This window comes from Citrobacter amalonaticus (assembly GCF_001559075.2).
GTDB lineage: Bacteria > Pseudomonadota > Gammaproteobacteria > Enterobacterales > Enterobacteriaceae > Citrobacter_A > Citrobacter_A amalonaticus_F.
In genome coordinates, this window is the sequence record NZ_CP014015.2 from 2,877,314 (window position 1) to 2,897,593 (window position 20,280).

Annotated in this window: 17 protein-coding genes; 13 read left to right on the forward strand and 4 right to left on the reverse strand. The window is 53.5% G+C overall.

All coding sequences use genetic code 11. The features are described from left to right. Positions 1–74: 74 nt before the first annotated feature. On the forward strand, positions 75–1,502 hold the full coding sequence (gene degP, locus AL479_RS13875; RefSeq protein ID WP_061076476.1) for a serine endoprotease DegP: 1,428 nt from the start codon (positions 75–77) through the stop codon (positions 1,500–1,502). Positions 1,503–1,652: 150 nt separating this feature from the next. Then, the gene (gene cdaR, locus AL479_RS13880) at positions 1,653–2,810 is read left to right on the forward strand and encodes a DNA-binding transcriptional regulator CdaR (RefSeq protein ID WP_042323710.1); all 1,158 of its coding nucleotides are present in this window, start codon (positions 1,653–1,655) and stop codon (positions 2,808–2,810) included. A gap of 114 nt (positions 2,811–2,924) precedes the next feature. On the opposite strand, the gene AL479_RS13885 is transcribed toward cdaR, so the two are convergent. The 4 genes from AL479_RS13885 to map form a co-directional block, all read right to left on the reverse strand. Continuing rightward, a complete protein-coding gene (locus AL479_RS13885) occupies positions 2,925–3,311 on the reverse strand; it encodes a DUF3461 family protein (RefSeq protein ID WP_042997870.1) in 387 nt (128 codons plus the stop codon). 109 nt (positions 3,312–3,420) lie between these two features. Beyond that, positions 3,421–4,245, reverse strand: coding sequence for a 2,3,4,5-tetrahydropyridine-2,6-dicarboxylate N-succinyltransferase (gene dapD / locus AL479_RS13890; RefSeq protein WP_061076477.1), 825 nt, complete (start codon positions 4,243–4,245; stop codon positions 3,421–3,423). A 30-nt stretch (positions 4,246–4,275) separates the two neighbouring features. After that, complete coding sequence (glnD, locus tag AL479_RS13895; RefSeq protein ID WP_061076478.1) at positions 4,276–6,948, reverse strand: bifunctional uridylyltransferase/uridylyl-removing protein GlnD; 2,673 nt, start codon at positions 6,946–6,948, stop codon at positions 4,276–4,278. 108 nt (positions 6,949–7,056) lie between these two features. After that, the gene (gene map / locus AL479_RS13900) at positions 7,057–7,851 is read right to left on the reverse strand and encodes a type I methionyl aminopeptidase (protein WP_061076479.1); all 795 of its coding nucleotides are present in this window, start codon (positions 7,849–7,851) and stop codon (positions 7,057–7,059) included. Between the two features lie 448 nt (positions 7,852–8,299). On the opposite strand from map, the gene rpsB reads away from it, so the two are divergent. The 11 genes from rpsB (at position 8,300) to lpxD (ending at position 20,217) form a co-directional block, all read left to right on the forward strand. Then, complete coding sequence (gene rpsB / locus AL479_RS13905) at positions 8,300–9,025, forward strand: 30S ribosomal protein S2 (protein ID WP_012133990.1); 726 nt, start codon at positions 8,300–8,302, stop codon at positions 9,023–9,025. Positions 9,026–9,217: 192 nt separating this feature from the next. Then, positions 9,218–10,069: a translation elongation factor Ts gene (tsf, locus tag AL479_RS13915; protein WP_042323696.1), complete on the forward strand. Its 852-nt coding sequence runs from the start codon at positions 9,218–9,220 to the stop codon at positions 10,067–10,069. A 153-nt stretch (positions 10,070–10,222) separates the two neighbouring features. Next, complete coding sequence (gene pyrH, locus AL479_RS13920) at positions 10,223–10,948, forward strand: UMP kinase (RefSeq protein WP_042323694.1); 726 nt, start codon at positions 10,223–10,225, stop codon at positions 10,946–10,948. Positions 10,949–11,090: 142 nt separating this feature from the next. Beyond that, entirely contained in the window at positions 11,091–11,648 is a 558-nt protein-coding gene (gene frr / locus AL479_RS13925; protein ID WP_042323692.1) for a ribosome recycling factor, read from the forward strand. A 93-nt stretch (positions 11,649–11,741) separates the two neighbouring features. Then, entirely contained in the window at positions 11,742–12,938 is a 1,197-nt protein-coding gene (gene ispC / locus AL479_RS13930) for a 1-deoxy-D-xylulose-5-phosphate reductoisomerase (protein ID WP_061076480.1), read from the forward strand. Between the two features lie 188 nt (positions 12,939–13,126). Continuing rightward, on the forward strand, positions 13,127–13,885 hold the full coding sequence (gene ispU, locus AL479_RS13935) for a (2E,6E)-farnesyl-diphosphate-specific ditrans,polycis-undecaprenyl-diphosphate synthase (protein ID WP_042997864.1): 759 nt from the start codon (positions 13,127–13,129) through the stop codon (positions 13,883–13,885). A 12-nt stretch (positions 13,886–13,897) separates the two neighbouring features. Further along, positions 13,898–14,755, forward strand: a complete 858-nt coding sequence (gene cdsA / locus AL479_RS13940) for a phosphatidate cytidylyltransferase (protein ID WP_061076481.1) — start codon at positions 13,898–13,900, stop codon at positions 14,753–14,755. 11 nt (positions 14,756–14,766) lie between these two features. Further along, positions 14,767–16,119 (forward strand): sigma E protease regulator RseP, encoded by a 1,353-nt coding sequence (rseP, locus tag AL479_RS13945; RefSeq protein ID WP_061076482.1) that lies wholly within the window; start codon positions 14,767–14,769, stop codon positions 16,117–16,119. Positions 16,120–16,150: 31 nt separating this feature from the next. Continuing rightward, on the forward strand, positions 16,151–18,580 hold the full coding sequence (gene bamA / locus AL479_RS13950; RefSeq protein ID WP_061076483.1) for an outer membrane protein assembly factor BamA: 2,430 nt from the start codon (positions 16,151–16,153) through the stop codon (positions 18,578–18,580). 122 nt (positions 18,581–18,702) lie between these two features. Beyond that, positions 18,703–19,188, forward strand: a complete 486-nt coding sequence (gene skp, locus AL479_RS13955; protein WP_042323679.1) for a molecular chaperone Skp — start codon at positions 18,703–18,705, stop codon at positions 19,186–19,188. Between the two features lie 3 nt (positions 19,189–19,191). Further along, positions 19,192–20,217, forward strand: coding sequence for a UDP-3-O-(3-hydroxymyristoyl)glucosamine N-acyltransferase (gene lpxD / locus AL479_RS13960; RefSeq protein ID WP_061076484.1), 1,026 nt, complete (start codon positions 19,192–19,194; stop codon positions 20,215–20,217). Positions 20,218–20,280 lie beyond the last annotated feature (63 nt).

A 20,280-nucleotide genomic window follows, 5' to 3' on the forward strand; every position in this document is an offset into this window, starting at 1 on the left:
CGGAACTTAGCGCTATAAAATGAATCTGACGTACACAGCAATTTTGCGTTATCTGTTAATTGAGATTGAGACACATGAAAAAAACCACATTAGCAATGAGTGCACTGGCTCTGAGTTTAGGTTTGGCGTTATCCCCGCTTTCTGCAACGGCGGCTGAAACTGCATCAGCGACAACCGCACAGCAGATGCCAAGTCTGGCACCGATGCTCGAAAAAGTGATGCCATCGGTGGTCAGCATTAACGTGGAAGGTAGCACAACCGTCAATACACCGCGGATGCCGCGTAATTTCCAGCAGTTCTTTGGTGATGATTCCCCGTTCTGCCAGGAAGGTTCACCGTTCCAGAGCTCGCCATTCTGCCAGGGCGGCGCGCAGGGCGGTAACGGCGGCGGCCAGCAGCAGAAGTTCATGGCGCTGGGTTCCGGTGTCATCATTGATGCCGCGAAAGGCTATGTCGTCACCAACAACCACGTGGTGGATAACGCCACGGTGATTAAGGTTCAACTGAGCGATGGCCGTAAATTCGACGCTAAGATCGTCGGCAAAGACCCGCGTTCTGATATTGCGCTGATCCAGATTCAGGATCCGAAAAACCTGACGGCGATTAAGCTGGCTGACTCCGACACGCTGCGCGTGGGGGATTACACTGTCGCCATCGGTAACCCGTTTGGCCTGGGTGAGACGGTCACTTCCGGTATCGTCTCTGCGCTGGGTCGTAGCGGCCTGAATGCGCAGAACTATGAAAACTTCATCCAGACCGATGCGGCGATCAACCGCGGTAACTCCGGCGGTGCGTTGGTTAACCTGAACGGCGAGCTGATCGGTATTAACACGGCGATCCTCGCGCCGGACGGCGGCAACATCGGTATCGGTTTTGCGATCCCGAGCAATATGGTGAAAAACCTGACCTCCCAGATGGTGGAATTCGGCCAGGTGAAACGCGGTGAGCTGGGGATTATGGGGACCGAACTGAGCTCCGAACTGGCGAAAGCGATGAAAGTCGATGCGCAGCGCGGCGCGTTTGTCAGCCAGGTCATGCCGAACTCGTCTGCTTCGAAGGCCGGAATTAAAGCCGGGGATGTGATCACCTCCCTGAACGGTAAACCGATCAGCAGCTTCGCCGCACTGCGTGCGCAGGTTGGCACCATGCCGGTGGGCAGCAAAATTACCCTCGGCCTGCTGCGCGACGGTAAGCCGGTTACCGTGAATCTGGAACTGCAGCAGAGCAGCCAGACTCAGGTTGATTCCAGCTCCATCTTCAGCGGTATTGAAGGGGCTGAAATGAGTAACAAAGGTCAGGATAAAGGCGTCGTGGTGAACAACGTGAAAGCGAACACCCCGGCGGCGCAGATTGGCCTGAAGAAAGGGGATGTGATTGTCGGCGCTAACCAGCAGCCGGTGAAAAACATCGCCGAACTGCGTAAAATCCTCGACAGCAAACCGTCTGTCCTGGCGCTGAACATTCAGCGTGGCGACAGCAATATCTACCTGTTGATGCAGTAATCTCCCCAAAACCCCTTCCTGTCACAGGAGGGGGTTTCTTTTTGTGATATTTCCCACAACTCCATACTTCTTCCCTTTGCTTTGTGCATCTGCACAATGTCAGCGTTTATTATCTTCTTTATGCTGGAGCTCTGCTCACAGGAGGGCTTTATGGCTGGCTGGCATCTTGATACCAAAATGGCGCAGGATATCGTGGCACGCACGATGCGCATTATTGATACCAATATCAACGTGATGGATGCCCGTGGACGGATCATCGGCAGCGGCGATCGCGAGCGTATTGGGGAATTGCACGAAGGCGCGCTGTTAGTCCTCTCTCAGGGCCGCGTGGTGGATATCGATGATGCCGTTGCGCGTCATCTGCACGGCGTTCGTCAGGGGATCAACCTGCCGCTGCGTCTGGAAGGCGAGATCGTCGGCGTGATTGGCCTGACTGGCGAACCTGAACATCTGCGCAAATATGGCGAACTGGTGTGCATGACAGCGGAGATGATGCTGGAGCAGTCGCGCCTGATGCACCTGCTGGCGCAGGACAGTCGCCTGCGTGAAGAGCTGGTGATGAACCTGATTCAGGCGGAAGAGAACACGCCTGCGTTGACCGAGTGGGCGCAACGTTTAGGTATCGACCTCAATCAGCCGCGCGTGGTGGCGGTGGTGGAAGTCGACAGCGGACAACTCGGCGTGGACAGCGCGATGGCGGAGTTGCAGCAGTTACAGAACGCCCTGACTACCCCGGAGCGTAATAACCTGATTGCGATTGTTTCGCTGACCGAGATGGTGGTGTTAAAACCGGCGCTGAATTCGTTTGGCCGTTGGGATGCCGAAGATCATCGCAAGCGCGTTGAGCAACTGATTGCGCGCATGAAAGAGAACGGGCAGTTGCGCTTTCGCGTTTCGCTGGGCAACTATTTTACCGGGCCTGGCAGTATTGCGCGTTCGTACCGCACTGCGCGCACGACGATGATGGTCGGCAAACAACGAATGCCGGAAAGCCGCAGCTACTTTTATCAGGATTTGATGCTGCCGGTTCTGCTCGACAGTCTGCGCGGCGGCTGGCAGGCCAATGAGCTGGCACGCCCGCTGGTGCGCCTGAAGGCGATGGACAATAACGGCCTGTTGCGCCGCACTCTGGCGGCATGGTTTCGCCACAACGTGCAGCCGCTGGCGACCTCTAAAGCGCTGTTTATTCACCGGAATACGCTGGAGTATCGACTGAATCGTATCTCGGAATTGACCGGGCTGGATTTGGGGAATTTCGACGATCGGCTGCTGCTGTACGTGGCGTTACAGCTCGATGAGCAGCGTTGATTCATTGCCTGATGGCGCTACGCTTATCAGGCCTACGTAGGCCTGATAAGGCGTATGAGGATGTACCTGTAGGCCGGACAAGGCGTATGACGCCGCCATCCGGCAACAAACGGCTTATTTACGCGTCAGTTTTTCCAGATCGGCTTCGATTTCGGTGATCTTATTCGCCACCACGCTTTCCAGATGGCGTAAGTCATCAAGGATCTTACGTTTCAGATCGACTTCAGTGCGATCGCGCTGGCAGATCTGATCGAGTTCGTCGATCACATAGCGCAGGTTTGGACTGATCTCCTGCACCTCTTTGTATCCCTGACCCACCCCATCGGCGACCACGGTTTTGCGCTGGCGGGGGTATTTAAACTTCACGCTTTTGGCAAAGAACTCACCTTTATCCTTCTGGAAATAGATTTTCAGGATATCGTTGTTGGCTTCTTGCCGCAGGCTGTAACGATCGATTTCTTCAGGATTAGTAATGCCCAGACTTTTCAGATTGTCATACATAGCGGTACCCTTAAGCTCACTATAACTATTGAATAATTAACGAAAAGCCCTGTTTCTGCCACTCGCAGATGTAAAAAAAGCGGGCTTAGCCCGCTTTTTCAAATCGCCGTTAGTCGATGGTACGCAACAACTCGTTGATGCCGACCTTGCCGCGGGTTTTGGCGTCGACTTTTTTCACAATCACCGCACAGTACAGGCTGTACTTGCCATCTTTCGATGGCAGGTTGCCGGAAACGACAACGGAGCCTGCCGGAACGCGGCCATAATGGACTTCACCGGTTTCACGGTCGTAAATACGGGTGCTCTGACCAATATAAACGCCCATCGAAATCACCGAGCCTTCTTCGACAATCACGCCTTCTACGACTTCAGAACGCGCGCCGATAAAGCAGTTGTCTTCGATGATGGTCGGGTTCGCCTGCAGCGGCTCCAGTACACCACCGATGCCAACGCCACCGGACAGGTGAACGTTTTTACCGATCTGCGCACAGGAACCCACGGTTGCCCAGGTATCAACCATCGTGCCTTCATCAACGTAAGCGCCGATGTTGACATAGGACGGCATCAGCACGGTGTTACGGGCGATAAATGCACCCTGACGTACCGCCGCGGGCGGAACCACACGGAAGCCTTCTTTCTGGAAACGTGCGTCGTCGTAGTCGGCGAATTTCATCGGCACCTTATCGAAGTAGCGGCTTTCCGCGCCATCGATCACCTGGTTATCGTTGATACGGAAAGAGAGCAGAACCGCTTTCTTCAACCACTGGTGAGTCACCCACTGACCGTCTACCTTTTCTGCCACGCGCAGCGCGCCGGAATCCAGCAGGGAAATCACCTGATTCACCGCTTCACGGGTCACGGTATCCACATTGGCCGGAGTAATGTCGGCACGGCGCTCAAAAGCGGTCTCAATAACGTTCTGTAACTGCTGCATTGTTAAACTCTTTCCCTATAAATAAACACACTACCCTTTATCGTTTGGATTGAGGGCCTCTGTCAACCGTTGATGCACTTCCTGCTGCAGCGCATTATTAAGCGCACGCCGGTCCGCTGTAGCGATTATGAATAAATCTTCTACTCGCTCGCCAATGGTTGTAATTCGGGCGCCATGAAGCGAAATTCCCAGATCGGCAAAAATTTGCCCGACCCTCGCCAGCAGCCCTGGCTGATCGAGCGCGATAAGCTCGAGGAACGATTTGCGGTCAGTGTGCGTGGGCAGGAACGTGACCTCGGTATCGACGGTAAAGTGGCGCAATTTTGCCGGCTGTCGACGCGGCTGCGGCGGCTGCCAACTGCGCTGGGTGATCGCCTGTTCCAGCCCAAAGCGGATGGCTTCATGCCTGTCTGACGACAGCGGGCTGCCGTCCGGTTCCAGGACGATAAAGGTGTCCATCGCCATGCCATCGCGGGTTGTGAAAATCTGCGCATCGTGGACGCTGAGGTTACGTCGGTCCAGCTCGGCGCAGACGGCGGCAAACAGATACGGGCGATCCGGACTCCAGATGAAGATTTCCGTCCCGCCGCGCGTTGCCTGCGGGCTGAGCAGAATTAGCGGCTCGCTGAGATCGTGCTGCAACAGATGACGCGCATGCCAGGCCAACTGGTTCGGGCTGTGGCGCACGAAGTAGTTGGCGCGACAGCGCGACCAGATATGGTGCAACGCTTCTTCATCAATGTTATCCATCCGCAGCAGCGCCAGCGCCTGCAACTGGTGATGGCGCACGCGTTCGCGCATATCCGGCGTGTTTTGCATTCCCCGACGCAGCTGTTTTTCCGTGGCGAAGTACAGTTCACGCAACAGACTTTGCTTCCAGCTGTTCCATAGCGTTTCGTTGGTGGCGCATATATCTGCCACCGTCAGGCAAACCAGGAAGCGCAGGCGATGTTCCGTCTGCACCTCTTCGGCGAACTGCTTAATCACTTCAGGATCCTGAATATCCCGGCGCTGGGCGGTCACCGACATCAGCAGGTGCTGGCGAACCAGCCAGGCAATCAACTGCGTTTCGCGCGAGTTCAGGCCGTGCAGTTCCGCAAACTTGAGCACGTCCTGCGCGCCCAGCACCGAGTGGTCGCCGCCGCGTCCTTTGGCGATGTCATGGAATAGCGCGGCGATGAAAATCAGCTCGGGCTGCCGCAGACGCGGCCAGAGATCCACGCACAGCGGGTGGCGCTGGCGGGTCTCTTCTTTGGCAAAACTTTCCAGCTTCAGCATCACGCGAATCGTGTGCTCGTCTACCGTGTAAGCATGGAACAGGTCAAACTGCATCTGCCCGACAATACGTGACCACTGCGGCATGTAGGCCCACAGCACGCTATGGCGGTGCATCGGCAGCAGGCCGCGGCTGACCGCGCCTGGGTGACGCAGCATACTGAGAAACAACGAGCGCGCCTCCGGGATATAGCACAGCGGCTGGTTCAGGTGGCGGCGCGCATGGCGCAGATGGCGAAGGGTGGTGGAGTAGATCCCGGTGATCGCACTGTTGCGGACCATGGTGTAGAACATCCGCAGGATCGCTTCCGGTTCGCGGATGAACAGATCGTCCTGACGCAGATCGATCAGCGTGCCGCGCAGTTGAAAATCGTCATCAATAGGACGCGGCTTTTCGTCGGCAGACAGCGCGAGGATCGCTTCGTCAAACAGCTGTAGCAGCATCTGGTTGAGTTCAGTGACGCGGCGGGTGACACGGAAATAATCCTTCATCATCTGCTCAACCGGTTCGTTGCCTTCGCCGCTGTAGTTCAGGCGCTGAGCGACGCTCAACTGGCGATCGAACAGCAGGCGGTTATCGTAACGACTGACCACTAAATGCAGGGCAAAACGAATGCGCCACAGAATGTGCAGGCACTCGTTGAGCTCAGCGCGCTCTGCCTGAGTCAAAAAGCCGAAGCCGACCATTTCGTCGAGCGAGGTAGCGCCAAAATGGCGACGGGCGACCCACTGCAGCGTGTGGATATCGCGCAGACCGCCGGGGCTACTTTTGATATCCGGCTCAAGGTTATAGCTGGTGCCGTGATAGCGCTGGTGGCGCTGATGCTGTTCTTCTACTTTGGCGGCGTAGAATTTGTCGGAGGGCCAGAAACCTTCGCTGAAGATATGTTTTTGCAGCTCCAGAAAAAGGGCGACGTCGCCAATCAACAGACGGGTCTCAATCAGGTTGGTGGCGACGGTCAGATCTGACAACCCTTCCAGCAGGCACTCTTCCAGCGTACGCACGCTGTGCCCGACCTCCAGTTTGACGTCCCACAGCAATGTCAGCAGCTCGCCGACCTTTTGCGCCTGATCGTCCGGTAATTTTTTACGACTCAGGATGAGCAGGTCGATATCGGAAAGCGGGTGCAGTTCACCGCGCCCGTATCCGCCAACGGCGACCAGCGCCAGATCGGCAATCTGCCCAAAACCGGCGTCGATCCACAGACGTTGCAGCAACTGGTCGATAAATTCGGTCCGGGCTTCAATCAGCTGTTCGGCGGAAATCCCGCTGTCGAAGGCATCGCCTAACCACTGCTGGAAAGCGTCGATATGCGTTTTGATTCCGGAGACGGTGAGTTCGTCGCGAGACCAGGCCCCCGGGTTCTGCGGCTGACCGGGGAGGGTGGGGAGTGCGGTATTCGCGTGCTGTTCAGGAAGTGTATTCATTATGCGCCACCCATTAAAAAAGCCGGATATGGCGAAAGTGCCTTATCCGGCCTACGGAATAGTGCCATTTGTAGGCCTGATAAGCGAGAGCGCCATCAGGCAAAAAAGTTATGCGTCGTGCGTGAAGACCGCCGGAATAGTGTCATCCTTACGTAACGTCAGAATTTCACAGCCGTTTTCGGTCACCACAATAGTATGCTCGTATTGTGCAGACAAGCTCCGGTCTTTGGTTTTTACCGTCCAGCCATCTTTCATCGTACGGATGCGGTAATCACCGGCGTTGAGCATCGGTTCAATGGTAAAGGTCATGCCCGGCTGCAGCACTACGCCGCCGTCGTCCGCATCATAGTGCAGCACCTGCGGCTCTTCGTGGAAGCCGCGGCCAATACCGTGTCCGCAGTATTCACGCACCACGGAGAAACCTTCGCCTTCCGCATATTTCTGGATCGCCGCGCCGAGAGTCCGCAGACGGATACCCGGTTTCACCATTCGCAGCGCCAGATACAGGCTTTCCTGGGTGACGCGGCACAGACGTTCGCCCAGAATGGTCGGTTTGCCGACGATAAACATTTTGGAGGTATCGCCGTGGTACTCGTCTTTAATGACGGTCACGTCGATGTTGACGATATCGCCATCTTTTAGATGTTTGGCATCATCCGGGATACCGTGACACACCACTTCATTAATAGAGATGCAGACGGATTTCGGATAACCGTGATAGCCGAGGCAAGCAGAGATCGCATGCTGCTCGTTAACGATGTAGTCGTTACAGATACGATCCAGTTCACCCGTGCTGACACCCGGTTTGATATACGGTTCGATCATCTCCAGCACTTCCGCGGCCAGACGGCCCGCGACGCGCATTTTTTCGATTTCTTCAGGGGTCTTGATTGAGATAGCCATGAATTCTGTCCATCAGTGTCGGTTATTTCGACAATAATTGTGTAAGTGCTGTCAATGGTATCAGCCTGGGGTATACCCTGCCAAATTGAGAATCATTCTGAACTTCGCCTTTCGTGCCACAAGCGCGTTGACTGCATTTTTTCACCCCAGTCACTGACAAGGTGTAAGCGCCTGGGGAGGCTAAAATTTGCCGCTTTCTTGTAACACGAAATTCATCGTTCAATTCAGCACAGACCGCCAACAATTATTGGTGTCCACGGCGTATTTGTGGTATAAAGCGCGCCGGACTTCCGATCTCATTTCGTATACACAGAATGGGCGGAAGCGACAAATCTCACTTTGTGTAACAACACACACGTATCGGCACATATTCCGGGGTGCCCTTTGGGGTCGGTAATATGGGATACGTGGAGGCATAACCCCAACTTAATCTATAGAGGTTTTAATCATGGCAACTGTTTCCATGCGCGACATGCTCAAGGCTGGTGTTCACTTCGGTCACCAGACCCGTTACTGGAACCCGAAAATGAAGCCGTTCATCTTCGGTGCGCGTAACAAAGTTCACATCATCAACCTTGAGAAAACGGTACCGATGTTCAATGAAGCTCTGGCTGAACTGAACAAGATTGCTTCTCGTAAAGGTAAAATCCTTTTCGTTGGTACTAAACGCGCTGCAAGCGAAGCGGTGAAAGACGCTGCTAACAGCTGCGACCAGTTCTTCGTGAACCATCGCTGGCTGGGCGGTATGCTGACTAACTGGAAAACCGTTCGTCAGTCCATCAAACGTCTGAAAGACCTGGAAACTCAGTCTCAGGACGGTACTTTCGAAAAGCTGACCAAGAAAGAAGCGCTGATGCGTACTCGTGAGCTTGAGAAACTGGAAAACAGCCTGGGCGGTATCAAAGACATGGGCGGTCTGCCGGACGCTCTGTTCGTCATCGATGCTGACCACGAGCACATTGCTATCAAAGAAGCAAACAACCTGGGTATTCCGGTATTTGCTATCGTTGATACCAACTCTGATCCGGACGGTGTTGACTTCGTTATCCCGGGTAACGACGACGCAATCCGTGCTGTTAGCCTGTACCTAGGCGCTGTCGCTGCAACCGTTCGTGAAGGCCGTTCTCAGGATCTGGCTTCCCAGGCGGAAGAAAGCTTCGTAGAAGCTGAATAATAAGGCTTGATAACTTCCCTGAGATAGTTCGAGTGAAGACAACGCACCTGCGGCTCGGAATATGAAGGGGAAGAGCCCTTATAAACCAGGTAGTATCATGTTTGGTTAGGGGGCCTGTATATGGCCCCCTTTTTCACTTTTAAATCTGTGTGGTTTAACGCCGGGCAGATCAAATCTTCCGAGGATTTTAGAATGGCTGAAATTACCGCATCCCTGGTAAAAGAGCTGCGTGAGCGTACTGGCGCAGGCATGATGGATTGCAAAAAAGCACTGACTGAAGCTAATGGCGACATCGAGCTGGCAATCGAAAACATGCGTAAGTCTGGCGCTATCAAAGCGGCGAAAAAAGCAGGCAACGTTGCTGCTGACGGCGTAATCAAAACCAAAATCGACGGCAACATCGCTTTCATTCTGGAAGTTAACTGCCAGACTGACTTCGTTGCTAAAGATGGTGGTTTCCAGGCATTTGCTGACAAAGTGCTGGACGCTGCTGTTGCCGGCAAAATCACTGACGTTGAAGTGCTGAAAGCGCAGTTCGAAGAAGAGCGCGTTGCGCTGGTAGCGAAAATTGGTGAGAACATCAACATCCGCCGTATCGCTTCCCTGGAAGGCGACGTTCTGGGTAGCTACCAGCACGGTGCGCGCATCGGTGTTCTGGTTGCCGCTAAAGGCGCTGACGAAGAGCTGGTTAAGCAGCTGGCAATGCACGTTGCTGCAAGCAAGCCTGAATTCGTTAAGCCGGAAGACGTGTCTGCTGAAGTGGTAGAAAAAGAATACCAGGTTCAGTTGGACATCGCGATGCAGTCTGGTAAGCCGAAAGAAATCGCAGAGAAAATGGTTGAAGGCCGCATGAAGAAATTCACCGGCGAAGTTTCTCTGACGGGTCAGCCTTTCGTTATGGAGCCGAGCAAGTCTGTTGGTCAGCTGCTGAAAGAGCACAACGCTGACGTGACTGGCTTCATCCGCTTCGAAGTGGGCGAAGGCATCGAGAAAGTTGAGACTGACTTTGCAGCAGAAGTTGCTGCGATGTCCAAGCAGTCTTAATTGTCGAAAAGGAGCCGCCTGAGGGCGGCTTCTTTTTGTCACCCGTCACGCAAAAATCAGTATGGCTCTTATTTCGTTGTACTGAGTAGCGACATATCATTGTCGCCAGAATTTACCCCCATTTTTAATCGTTGACAGTCTCAGGAAAGAAACATGGCTACCAATGCAAAACCCGTCTATAAACGCATTCTGCTTAAGTTAAGTGGCGAAGCTCTGCAGGGTTCGGAAGGCTTCGGTATTGACGCAAGCATACTGGATCGTATGGCTCAGGAAATCAAAGAACTGGTTGAACTGGGTATTCAGGTTGGTGTGGTGATTGGTGGCGGTAACTTGTTCCGTGGTGCTGGTCTGGCGAAAGCGGGTATGAACCGCGTTGTGGGCGACCACATGGGCATGCTGGCCACCGTGATGAACGGCCTGGCAATGCGCGATGCGCTTCACCGCGCCTATGTGAACGCCCGCCTGATGTCCGCCATTCCACTGAATGGCGTATGCGACAACTACAGTTGGGCAGAGGCTATCAGCCTGCTGCGTAATAACCGCGTGGTTATCCTCTCTGCGGGTACCGGTAATCCTTTCTTCACCACTGACTCTGCGGCGTGCCTGCGCGGCATTGAAATCGAAGCCGACGTGGTGCTGAAAGCGACAAAAGTCGATGGCGTCTTTACCGCCGATCCGGCGAAAGATCCTTCGGCCACCATGTATGAGCAACTGACATACAACGAAGTGCTGGATAAAGAGCTGAAAGTGATGGATCTGGCCGCGTTTACGCTGGCGCGTGACCATAAGTTGCCGATTCGTGTCTTCAACATGAACAAGCCAGGCGCGCTGCGTCGCGTGGTCATGGGTGAAAAAGAAGGCACGTTAATTACGGAATAATTCCCGTAATGTAGAAATCGGGGTAAGATTCCGCGTTAATATCGCGGGCTTACCCGTAATATTTTAATCAGGGCTATACTAAGCACACCTCTACAGGTGTACTGTCTGGTCTGACTGAGACAAGTTTTCAAGGATTCGTAACGTGATTAGCGATATCAGAAAAGATGCTGAAGTACGCATGGAAAAATGCGTAGAAGCGTTCAAAAACCAAATCAGCAAAATACGCACGGGTCGTGCTTCTCCCAGCCTGCTGGATGGCATTGTCGTGGAATATTACGGCACGCCAACGCCGCTGCGTCAGCTGGCAAGCGTAACGGTAGAAGATTCCCGTACCCTGAAAATCAACGTGTTTGACCGCTCCATGAGCCCGGCCGTTGAGAAAGCGATTATGGCTTCGGATCTCGGTCTGAACCCGAGCTCCGCAGGCAGCGACATTCGCGTTCCGCTGCCTCCGCTGACGGAAGAGCGTCGTAAAGATCTGACGAAAATCGTTCGTGGCGAAGCTGAACAGGCGCGTGTTGCCGTACGTAACGTCCGCCGTGACGCGAACGACAAAGTGAAAGCACTGCTGAAAGACAAAGAGATCAGCGAAGATGACGATCGCCGTTCTCAGGACGACGTACAGAAAATGACGGATGCTGCCATCAAGAAAGTGGATGCGGCGCTGGCAGATAAAGAAGCAGAACTGATGCAGTTCTGATTCCGCTGTACGCTCAAAACGCCGCTCAGAAGATCGTTTAGGATCGGCTGGCGGCGTTTTGCTTTTTATCCTGTCTCTTTTTTCGGATGTTTGATGAAGCAATTAACCATTCTGGGTTCGACCGGCTCTATCGGTTGCAGCACGCTGGACGTGGTGCGCCAAAACCCTGAGCACTTTCGCGTTATCGCGCTGGTGGCAGGTAAAAATGTCAGCCGTATGGTGGAGCAGTGCCTGGAATTCTCTCCGCGTTATGCCGTGATGGACGATGACGCCAGCGCGCGCCTTCTCAATGACGCGCTGAAGCAGCATGGTAGCCAGACGGGCGTTCTCAGCGGGCAACAGGCGGCTTGTGATATGGCGGCGCTTGATGAGGTCGATCAGGTTATGGCGGCCATCGTTGGCGCGGCGGGCCTGCTGCCAACGCTTGCCGCGATTCGCGCGGGAAAAACCATTCTGCTGGCAAACAAAGAATCTCTGGTGACCTGTGGACGCCTGTTCATGGACGCCGTGAAGCACAGTAAAGCCCGACTTTTACCGGTAGACAGCGAACATAACGCTATTTTTCAGAGTATGCCCCAACCCATTCAACACAATCTGGGATACGCTGACCTGGAGCAGAATGGCGTGATGTCCGTTTTGCTTACCGGGTCTGGTGGCCCGTTCCGGGAAACGCCGCTGCATGAACTGGTGTCAATGACGCCCGATCAGGCATGCCGTCATCCGAACTGGTCGATGGGACGTAAGATCTCCGTCGACTCAGCCACTATGATGAATAAAGGTCTGGAATACATTGAAGCGCGTTGGTTGTTTAACGCCAGTGCCCGTCAGATGGAAGTGCTGATTCACCCACAGTCGGTGATTCACTCGATGGTGCGTTATCAGGACGGCAGCGTTCTGGCGCAACTGGGTGAGCCAGACATGCGCACGCCTATCGCACATACGATGGCCTGGCCGAATCGCGTAACCTCTGGCGTTGCGCCGCTCGATTTCTGCAAACTCAGTGCGTTGACGTTTAGCGCGCCGGATTACCAACGCTACCCGTGCCTGAAACTGGCGATGGAGGCGTTTGAGCAGGGGCAGGCCGCCACAACCGCGCTGAATGCAGCGAATGAAATTGTCGTTGCTGCATTTCTTGCTGAAGAAATACGCTTTACCGATATTGCCGATCTCAACTTAGCCGTGCTGGAGCAGATGGATCTACAGGAACCGCAGAGCGTTGATGACGTACTGAGGGTCGATGCGATTGCGCGAGAAGTCGCCAGAAAACAAGTGATGCGACTCGCAAGCTGAGGATTATCCTCCTGGAGAAGATCGTGCTATTTGTTAGCGTTGTGCTTCAGTGATATAGTCTGCGCCACCTGATCGCAGGTATTTGGCTTTTTTCGGTCAGGTAAGCCGTGGTTTGACACGGCTTTTTTGTGTAAAGGCTTCAGTATTCCTGAGTACCGCTAAATCCTTTCAGGGACTATAAACGCGTTATGTTGTCTGCAACTCAACCAGTAAGCGAAAATTTGCCTGCACATGGCTGTCGTCATGTTGCGATCATTATGGATGGCAATGGTCGCTGGGCGAAAAAGCAAGGGAAGATTCGCGCATTTGGGCATAAGGCCGGAGCGAAATCCGTCCGCCGTGCCGTCTCTTTTGCTGCCAACAATGGTATTGATGCGTTAACGCTGTATGCCTTTAGTAGTGAAAACTGGAACCGACCGGCGCAGGAAGTGAGTGCGTTAATGGAGCTATTTGTGTGGGCGCTTGATAGTGAAGTTAAAAGCCTGCATCGCCATAACGTCCGCCTGCGCATTATTGGCGACACCAGTCGATTTAACTCGCGTTTGCAAGAACGTATTCGTAAGTCTGAAGCGCTTACCGCCCAGAATACCGGGTTGACGCTGAATATTGCGGCGAATTACGGCGGACGTTGGGACATTGTCCAGGGAGTCAGACAACTGGCAGAACAGGTGCAGGAAGGTTTACTGCGTCCTGATCAGATTGATGAAGACATGCTCAACCAACAAATCTGTATGCATGAGCTGGCTCCGGTGGATTTAGTAATTAGGACTGGGGGAGAGCATCGAATAAGTAACTTTTTGCTTTGGCAAATTGCCTATGCCGAACTTTACTTTACAGATGTTCTCTGGCCCGATTTCGATGAACAAGACTTTGAAGGTGCACTGCATGCCTTTGCTAATCGAGAGCGTCGTTTCGGCGGCACCGAGCCCGGTGATGACAAAGCCTGATGGGGGTCGCTTTTGCTGAAGTATCGCCTGATTTCTGCTTTCGTTTTAATACCCGTGGTCATCGCGGCGCTGTTTCTGCTGCCGCCGGTGGGGTTTGCCATTGTGACGCTGGTTGTTTGTATGCTGGCCGCGTGGGAATGGGGACAATTTAGCGGTTTTGCCACGCGCACGCAGCGCGTCTGGCTGGCGGTGCTGTGTGGGTTATTGCTCGCACTGATGCTGTTTCTGTTGCCGGAATACCATCATAATATTCACCAGCCGTTGGTCGAAGTCTCGTTGTGGGCATCGTTGGGCTGGTGGGGCGTTGCGTTAGTGCTGGTGTTTTTTTACCCCGACTCGGCGACGATCTGGCGTAATTCGAAGACATTACGCATAATTTTTGGCGTGCTCACGATCGTTCCCTTCTTCTGGGGAATGCTGGCGCTGCGTGCCTGGCACTATGACGAGAATCATTACAGTGGCGCAATATGGCTGCTCTATGTCATGATCCTGGTCTGGGGTGCAGACTCCGGGGCGTATATGTTTGGCAAACTATTTGGCAAACATAAACTGGCGCCGAAAGTGTCGCCGGGGAAAACCTGGCAGGGCTTTTTTGGTGGCCTTGCCACAGCGGCTGTGATCTCCTGGGGTTACGGCATGTGGGCGAATCTGGATGTTGCGCCTGTCACCTTATTAATCTGTTCTATTGTCGCTGCGCTGGCCTCCGTGCTGGGCGATCTGACCGAGAGCATGTTTAAGCGTGAAGCAGGAATTAAAGACAGCGGTCATTTGATTCCAGGACACGGTGGTATTCTGGACCGTATTGACAGCCTGACGGCGGCAGTACCGGTCTTTGCTTGCCTGTTGTTACTGGTATTCAAGACGCTTTAACGGAAGGTTTTATGCTGAGTATTCTCTGGAATCTGGCTGCATTCATTGTCGCACTGGGTGTGCTGATCACCGTGCATGAATTTGGTCATTTCTGGGTTGCCCGGCGCTGCGGTGTCCGTGTCGAGCGATTTTCCATTGGATTTGGTAAAGCGCTCTGGCGCCGTACCGATCGGTCCGGGACCGAATATGTCATCGCCCTGATCCCGCTGGGCGGTTATGTCAAAATGCTGGATGAGCGCGCGGAACCGGTGATCCCGGAACTGCGTCACCACGCTTTCAACAATAAAACCGTCGGCCAGCGCGCAGCGATCATCGCCGCCGGTCCGGTTGCCAATTTCCTCTTTGCCATCTTCGCTTACTGGCTGGTGTTTATCATCGGCGTCCCTGGTGTTCGTCCGGTTGTTGGTGAAATAACGCCCAACTCGATTGCCGCCCAGGCGCAAATTATTCCAGGCACGGAACTTAAAGCCGTTGATGGTATCGAAACCCCTGATTGGGACGCAGTGCGTTTACAGCTGGTCGCAAAAATTGGCGACGAACAGACGACAATCAGCGTGGCGCCTTTCGGCAGCAACCAGCGACAGGAAAAAACGCTGGATTTGCGGCAGTGGGCATTTGAGCCTGATAAGGAAGATCCTGTATCTTCTTTAGGGATTCGACCGCGTGGACCACAGATTGAACCGGTGCTGTCAGAAGTCCAGGCACAGTCCGCCGCAAGTAAGGCGGGTTTGCAAGCTGGCGACAGGATCGTTAAAGTCGATGGTCAACCGCTAACGCAGTGGATGACGTTCGTGAACCTGGTGCGCGATAATCCGGGTCAGCCGTTAGCGCTGGAAATTGAAAGGCAGGGCAGTGCCTTGTCTTTAACATTAATTCCGGATTCGAAAACGGGTAATGGGAAGGCAGAAGGGTTTGCCGGTGTTGTGCCGAAAATCATTCCTCTGCCGGATGAGTACAAGACAGTACGCCAGTATGGGCCGTTCAGCGCCATTGCACAGGCCACGGATAAAACGTGGCAGTTGATGAAGCTGACGGTCAGTATGCTGGGAAAATTGATAACCGGTGATGTGAAACTGAACAACCTCAGTGGGCCGATTTCTATCGCTCAGGGGGCTGGGATGTCAGCGGAGTTCGGGGTGATTTATTATCTGATGTTCCTTGCGCTGATTAGCGTGAACTTAGGGATAATCAACCTGTTTCCGCTGCCCGTTCTTGACGGGGGGCATCTGCTGTTCCTGGCGATTGAAAAGCTTAAGGGCGGGCCGGTATCCGAGCGGGTTCAAGACTTTAGTTATCGCATTGGCTCGATATTGCTGGTGCTGTTAATGGGGCTTGCACTTTTCAATGATTTCTCTCGGTTGTAAGAGAGTTAGTTAGGAAGAACGCATAATAACGATGGCGATGAAAAAGTTGCTCATAGCGTCGCTGCTGTTTAGCAGCGCGACCGTATACGGTGCTGAAGGGTTCGTAGTGAAGGACATTCATTTCGAAGGCCTGCAGCGTGTCGCCGTTGGTGCGGCCCTCCTCAGTATGCCGGTGCGCACAGGCGACACGGTTAATGATGAAGATATCAGTAATACCATTCGCGCACTGTTTGCCACTGGCAACTTTGAGGATGTTCGTGTCCTTCGCGATGGCGATACGCTTCTGGTTCAGGTAAAAGAACGTCCGACTATTGCCAGCATCACCTTCTCCGGTAACAAATCGGTGAAAGATGACATGCTGAAGCAAAACCTCGAGGCTTCTGGCGTGCGTGTTGGCGAATCTTTGGATCGCACCACCATTGCCGATATCGAGAAAGGTCTGGAAGACTTCTACTACAGCGTCGGTAAATACAGTGCCAGCGTGAAAGCCGTTGTCACGCCACTGCCACGCAACCGTGTTGACCTTAAACTGGTATTCCAGGAAGGGGTATCGGCGAAGATCCAGCAGATCAATATCGTCGGTAATCATGCCTTCAGCACGGATGAACTGATCTCTCACTTCCAGTTGCGTGATGAAGTTCCGTGGTGGAACGTCGTTGGCGATCGCAAATACCAGAAGCAGAAACTGGCGGGTGACCTTGAAACCCTGCGCAGTTACTATCTGGATCGCGGTTACGCGCGTTTCAACATCGACTCAACGCAGGTCAGCCTGACCCCGGATAAGAAAGGGATCTACATTACCGTGAACATCACGGAAGGCGAGCAGTATAAGCTTTCTGGCGTTCAGGTAACGGGGAACCTGGCGGGGCACTCTGCGGAGATCGAAAGCCTGACCAAAATTGAGCCGGGCGAACTCTACAACGGCACCAAAGTGACCAAAATGGAAGATGATATTAAGAAGCTTCTGGGTCGCTATGGTTACGCCTATCCGCGTGTTCAGTCACAGCCGGAAATCAACGATACTGACAAAACCGTTATGCTGCGCGTAAACGTTGATGCGGGTAACCGTTTCTACGTGCGTAAGATCCGTTTTGAAGGTAACGACACGTCCAAAGATGCCGTCCTGCGTCGCGAAATGCGCCAGATGGAAGGGGCATGGCTGGGCAGTGATATGGTTGATCAGGGTAAAGAGCGTCTGAACCGTCTGGGTTACTTTGAAACGGTCGACACCGACACGCAGCGTGTTCCGGGCAGCCCGGACCAGGTTGATGTGGTCTATAAGGTGAAAGAGCGTAATACCGGTAGCTTCAACTTCGGTGTCGGTTACGGTACGGAAAGCGGCGTAAGCTTCCAGGCGGGTGTTCAGCAGGATAACTGGCTGGGTACGGGTTACGCGGTAGGGATTAACGGTACCAAGAACGATTACCAGACCTACAGCGAACTGTCCGTCACCAACCCATACTTCACCGTTGATGGCGTGAGTCTGGGTGGTCGTATCTTCTATAACGACTTCGATGCGAATGATGCGGATCTGTCTGACTATACCAACAAAAGTTACGGTACAGACGTTACGCTGGGCTTCCCGATCAACGAATACAACACCTTGCGTGCGGGTTTAGGGTATGTGCATAACTCCCTGTCCAACATGCAACCGCAGGTCGCGATGTGGCGTTATTTGAACTCCGTAGGTGAATACCCGGATAACTCGAATGACCGCAACTCCTACAGCGCCAATGACTTCACCTTCAACTATGGTTGGACCTATAACAAGCTTGACCGTGGCTTCTTCCCGACGGAAGGGACGCGCGTCAACCTGAACGGTAAGGTGACGATCCCGGGCTCTGATAACGAGTTCTACAAAGCGACGCTGGATACCGCGACCTACGTGCCGATCGATGACGATCACAAGTGGGTGGTTCTCGGTCGTACCCGTTGGGGTTACGGCGATGGATTCGGCGGCAAAGAGATGCCGTTCTATGAGAACTTCTATGCCGGTGGCTCCAGTACCGTGCGTGGCTTCCAGTCCAACACCATTGGTCCGAAAGCGGTCTATTTCCCGTCCAGCAGTCGTCATGATGGTGATAACGACTACGATAACGAATGTGAGAGCACTCAGTCAGCACCGTGTAAATCGGATGACGCAGTGGGCGGTAACGCGATGGCTGTCGCCAGCCTGGAATTCATTACTCCAACGCCGTTCATCAGCGATAAGTATGCGAACTCGGTCCGTACCTCATTCTTCTGGGATATGGGTACCGTCTGGGATACTAACTGGGATTCAAGTGCATATTCCGGTTATCCAGACTACAGTGATCCGAGCAATATCCGTATGTCTGCTGGTATCGCATTACAATGGATGTCCCCATTGGGGCCGTTGGTCTTCTCCTACGCCCAGCCGTTTAAGGACTACGATGGAGACAAAAAAGAGCAGTTCCAGTTTAACATTGGTAAAACCTGGTAATTGTTCTTCGCAAAGGAATGTAATGGTAGTGTAGCGATGACTTTAGGCGATCTTGCATGGGATCGCCTGGCCACGCAAAGAACTGCACCTTCGAGTGCAAATGGGATGGTAAGGAGTTTATTGTGAAAAAGTGGTTATTAGCGGCAGGTCTCGGTTTAGCAATGGTTACGTCTGCACAGGCTGCTGACAAAATTGCTATCGTCAACATGGGTAGCCTGTTCCAGCAGGTTGCACAGAAGACCGGTGTTTCCAACACGTTGGAAAATGAGTTTAAAGGCCGCGCGAGCGAACTGCAGCGTATGGAATCCGATCTGCAATCTAAAATGCAGCGTCTGCAGTCCATGAAAGCAGGTAGCGATCGTACTAAGCTGGAAAAAGACGTAATGGCTCAGCGCCAGACCTTCTCTCAGAAAGCGCAGGCTTTTGAGCAGGATCGTGCACGTCGTTCCAACGAAGAACGTGGCAAACTGGTTACTCGTATCCAGACTGCTGTGAAATCTGTTGCCAGCAGCCAGAGCATCGATCTGGTCGTTGACGCGAACACCGTTGCTTACAACAGCAGCGATGTAAAAGACATCACCGCTGACGTACTGAAACAGGTTAAATAAGTAATGCCTTCAATTCGACTGGCTGATTTAGCAGAGCAGTTGGATGCAGAATTACACGGTGATGGCGATCTCGTCATCACCGGCGTTGCGTCCATGCAATCTGCGCAAACAGGTCACATTACGTTCATGGTGAATCCGAAATACCGTGAGCACCTGGCCTTATGCCAGGCGTCTGCCGTTGTCATGACGCAGGACGATCTTCCTTTTGCTAAGAGTGCTGCGCTGGTAGTGAAGAATCCCTACCTGACGTACGCGCGAATGGCGCAAATTTTAGATACCACGCCGCAGCCGGCACAGAACATTGCACCGAGTGCAGTGGTTGATGCGACGGCAACGCTGGGTAGCAATGTTTCAATTGGCGCAAATGCGGTGATTGAGTCTGGCGTGGAGCTGGGCGATAACGTGGTTATCGGCCCGGGCTGTTTCGTCGGGAAAAATACGAAAATTGGGGCCGGTTCGCGTCTGTGGGCGAATGTATCGGTTTACCACGACATTCAGATCGGTGAGAATTGCCTGATCCAGTCCAGTACGGTCATTGGTGCTGACGGTTTTGGCTATGCCAACGATCGCGGCAACTGGGTGAAGATCCCGCAGTTGGGTCGCGTCATTATTGGCGATCGCGTGGAGATCGGCGCCTGTACCACCATCGACCGTGGTGCGCTGGATGATACCGTGATCGGCAATGGGGTTATCATTGATAACCAGTGTCAGATTGCACATAACGTTGTGATTGGCGACAATACGGCGGTTGCCGGGGGCGTCATCATGGCGGGCAGCCTGAAGATTGGCCGTTATTGCATGATCGGCGGTGCCAGCGTAATCAACGGGCATATGGAAATATGCGACAAGGTTACCGTGACGGGCATGGGTATGGTGATGCGTCCCATCACTGAACCTGGCGTCTATTCCTCAGGCATTCCGCTGCAACCTAACAAAGTATGGCGTAAGACAGCCGCACTGGTGATGAACATTGATGATATGAGCAAGCGCCTCAAAGCCATTGAGCGCAAGGTTAATCAACAAGACTAACTCTCACCCGGTCACACATACTTTACGGCCTGTCGGCATTCATACGATTGCGGCAGGCCGTGT

Excerpts from the sequence above, each read along its gene's own strand:
- degP (WP_061076476.1), top strand. The coding sequence starts at position 75 with ATGAAAAAAACCACATTAGCAATGAGTGCACTGGCTCTGAGTTTAGGT.
- cdaR (WP_042323710.1), top strand. The coding sequence starts at position 1,653 with ATGGCTGGCTGGCATCTTGATACCAAAATGGCGCAGGATATCGTGGCA.
- AL479_RS13885 (WP_042997870.1), bottom strand. The coding sequence starts at position 3,311 with ATGTATGACAATCTGAAAAGTCTGGGCATTACTAATCCTGAAGAAATC.
- dapD (WP_061076477.1), bottom strand. The coding sequence starts at position 4,245 with ATGCAGCAGTTACAGAACGTTATTGAGACCGCTTTTGAGCGCCGTGCC.
- glnD (WP_061076478.1), bottom strand. The coding sequence starts at position 6,948 with ATGAATACACTTCCTGAACAGCACGCGAATACCGCACTCCCCACCCTC.
- map (WP_061076479.1), bottom strand. The coding sequence starts at position 7,851 with ATGGCTATCTCAATCAAGACCCCTGAAGAAATCGAAAAAATGCGCGTC.
- rpsB (WP_012133990.1), top strand. The coding sequence starts at position 8,300 with ATGGCAACTGTTTCCATGCGCGACATGCTCAAGGCTGGTGTTCACTTC.
- tsf (WP_042323696.1), top strand. The coding sequence starts at position 9,218 with ATGGCTGAAATTACCGCATCCCTGGTAAAAGAGCTGCGTGAGCGTACT.
- pyrH (WP_042323694.1), top strand. The coding sequence starts at position 10,223 with ATGGCTACCAATGCAAAACCCGTCTATAAACGCATTCTGCTTAAGTTA.
- ispC (WP_061076480.1), top strand. The coding sequence starts at position 11,742 with ATGAAGCAATTAACCATTCTGGGTTCGACCGGCTCTATCGGTTGCAGC.
- ispU (WP_042997864.1), top strand. The coding sequence starts at position 13,127 with ATGTTGTCTGCAACTCAACCAGTAAGCGAAAATTTGCCTGCACATGGC.
- rseP (WP_061076482.1), top strand. The coding sequence starts at position 14,767 with ATGCTGAGTATTCTCTGGAATCTGGCTGCATTCATTGTCGCACTGGGT.
- bamA (WP_061076483.1), top strand. The coding sequence starts at position 16,151 with ATGGCGATGAAAAAGTTGCTCATAGCGTCGCTGCTGTTTAGCAGCGCG.
- lpxD (WP_061076484.1), top strand. The coding sequence starts at position 19,192 with ATGCCTTCAATTCGACTGGCTGATTTAGCAGAGCAGTTGGATGCAGAA.